At 64.6% G+C, this 2,800-nt stretch carries 2 protein-coding genes; both read right to left on the reverse strand.

Features of this window, described 5'->3' with window-relative positions; all coding sequences use genetic code 11:
- Positions 1-280: 280 nt before the first annotated feature.
- Positions 281-874 carry a CAP domain-containing protein gene (locus JWP90_RS04800; RefSeq protein WP_297360432.1) on the reverse strand — a complete coding sequence of 198 codons (594 nt, stop codon included), beginning with the start codon at positions 872-874 and terminating at the stop codon, positions 281-283.
- Positions 875-1,255: 381 nt separating this feature from the next.
- A partial coding sequence (locus JWP90_RS04805; protein ID WP_297360435.1) for a cation acetate symporter occupies positions 1,256-2,800 on the reverse strand: 1,545 nt, incomplete at its 5' end.

A 2,800-nucleotide genomic window follows, 5' to 3' on the forward strand; every position in this document is an offset into this window, starting at 1 on the left:
CAATACCCGAGAGCAGGCGGTGTACCCGGTCAAATCACTGGAGCGGACCAAGTATTGCCCGCCGCTGCGCAGAGTCGACAACGCATATGGGGAGCGGAACCTCGTGTGTGCCTGCCCTCCGCCTGAAGCAATCGAGTAGGCAAGTAGCGGGCGCTGGAGCATTGTGCTCCTCAGTTCGAACAGTGAGGGGGTCGACGGCCCTCCGGACCATCGACCCCCTAAAACTCGACACCCCGCAAAACGCTGCAGCGCCCTGCGGGGTGTTCGGATTTCGGCGTTGTTAGCGAGACCCGAACGTGCGTGCCCAGGCGAAGAAGTCCGTTGTGGGTCTCGTCGACGGCGTGCTGGCGACCGGCGCGGGGGCCGGTGTCGTCGCCGGGGCGCTCGACACAGGCGCAGAGGAAACCGAACCTGCGGGGTAGGTGGCGAAGTTCTGCGTGAAGTACAGGCGCCCGGAACTGTCTGCAGCGACCCCGATGCCCAGTGTGTTGGCTGAGGCCTGCGTGATGTTGCGGTAGTGCCCGGGTGACGCCTTCCACGCCGCAACAACAGCGGTGACCGAGTAGCCGTACGCGACGTTCTCGCTTGCCGTCGTCCATCCGGCCGGGTACTGGCTCGTGTACGACGGGTTGTGCGACATCGCGCCGGCGCTCGCCTGCCGAACCGACCAGTTCTGGGCGACGGTGTCGAGAGCGGCGCTCGCAGCCACGGGCTTCAGGCCCGCGCTTGTCCGGATGGCGTTGGTGTCGTCGAGGATGATCTTCCTCGCCTGGCTGAGCGTGTAACCACCGACGACCGGCTCTGCTGCCGACTGCACGGTGACCGGCTCCGCCGCCTGTGCCGCGGCCGGACCGGCAAGAACGCCGGTGGTCACGAAGACAGCCGCCAGGGCGACCGCGGTGACGCGACCGTGCTTTTTGGGTGTGTGCGTAATAGTGATCGTGTTTCCCCTCAGAAACGGTTCTGCCGAACCTGGAAATGAGGTTGCACTCTAACAAATCCCCCTGAAAGGGGCACACCTGCGCACTGAGTGGGGCTGGAGCATTTTGCTCCAGCCCCCAGCGAGCTCCAGCACATGGTGTGGGCGCGTGACCCAGACTCGCCGGGCGGCGAGGGTGTTCTCGGGGTGTCGAGTCATGGAACGCTGGACCGGGGGCGTGTATCGAACTCTTTCCTCTCTGAGTCCTGTGCCCCCGGTCCAGCGCGCCTTTGTTTGAGTCGAGGAGAAGATACCCCCCCGCCCGCAAACAGGAACTCAGTGCGACGAAGCCTTCTCCGCACCATGTCCGGTGAGCGAGCGCACTTCCATCTCCGCAGCAATCCGCGGATCTTCCTTCACCGACGAGGTGATCGTGCCGAGCCAGCCGAGCAGGAACCCGAGCGGGATCGAGACGATGCCCGGGTTGTTCAGGGGGAACCACGAGAAGTCGACATCCTTGAACATCGACGTCTCCGCGCCTGAGATGACCGGGGAGAAGATGATCAGCAGCAGCGCTGACGCCAGCCCGCCGTACATGCTCCACAGGGCACCACGAGTGCTGAATTTACGCCAGAACAAGGAGTACAGGATGGTCGGCAGGTTGGCGCTCGCCGCGATGGCGAAGGCGAGAGCCACCAGGAACGCGATGTTCTGCCCCTGGACCCCGATGCCGCCGGCGATCGCGAGGATGCCGATGACGACGACCGTGATGCGGGCGACCTTCACTTCGCCGTTCGGCGGGACAGCGCCCTTCTTGATCACGTTGGCGTAGACGTCGTGTGCGAACGACGTGGCAGCGGTGATGGTCAACCCGGCGACGACCGCGAGGATGGTCGCGAACGCCACGGCCGAGATGATACCGAGCAGGATCGACCCGCCGAGCTCGAAGGCCAGCAGCGGTGCGGCAGAGTTCACGCCGCCAGGTGCGGCGAGGATGGTCTCCTTGCCGACGAGGTACGCGGCGCCGTAGCCCAGTACAAGGGTGAACAGGTAGAAGAGGCCGATGAGCCAGATGGCCCAGACCACGCTTCTGCGTGCTTCTTTCGCCGTCGGTACCGTGTAGAACCTCATGAGCACGTGGGGGAGACCCGCCGTTCCGAGCACGAGCGCGAGCGCGAGTGACACGAAGTCGAGGCGCGAGACGCCTGTGAGACCGTACTGGGCGCCCGGGTTCAGGATGCCTTCACCTGCGACCTCGACGGCGTTGCCGAGAAGAGCGGAGAGGTTGAAGCCGTTGAGAGCGAGAACCCACACGGTCATCACCCCTGCGCCGGCGATGAGAAGAACGGCCTTGATGATCTGCACCCAGGTCGTCCCTTTCATGCCGCCGATGAGCACGTAGAAGATCATGATGAGCCCCACGACCGCGATCACCACAGATTGGCCGACCCGGTCGTTCACTCCGAGGAGGAGCGAGACCAAACCACCGGCGCCTGCCATCTGGGCGAGCAGGTAGAAGAAGCAGACGGCGAGTGTTGCCGTCGCAGCCGCGAGGCGCACCGGGCGTTCCTTGAGCCGGAACGAAAGGACATCCGCCATGGTGAACTTGCCGGTGTTGCGCAGCAGCTCGGCGACGAGCAGGAGCGCGACGAGCCAGGCGACGAGGAACCCGATGGAGTACAGGAATCCGTCGTAACCGTTCACCGCAATCGCTCCACAGATGCCGAGGAACGATGCGGCAGACAGGTAGTCGCCTGCGATCGCCGTACCGTTCTGGCCTCCGCTGAACGATCGGCCTGCCGCGTAGAAGTCGTTCGCCGTCTTGTTCGAGCGGGAGGCTCGGATGACGATGACGAGGGTCACGGCGACGAACGCCGCGAA

It is taken from the genome of Mycetocola sp., assembly GCF_025464835.1.
In the GTDB taxonomy this organism is placed as follows: Bacteria; Actinomycetota; Actinomycetes; order Actinomycetales; family Microbacteriaceae; genus Mycetocola_A.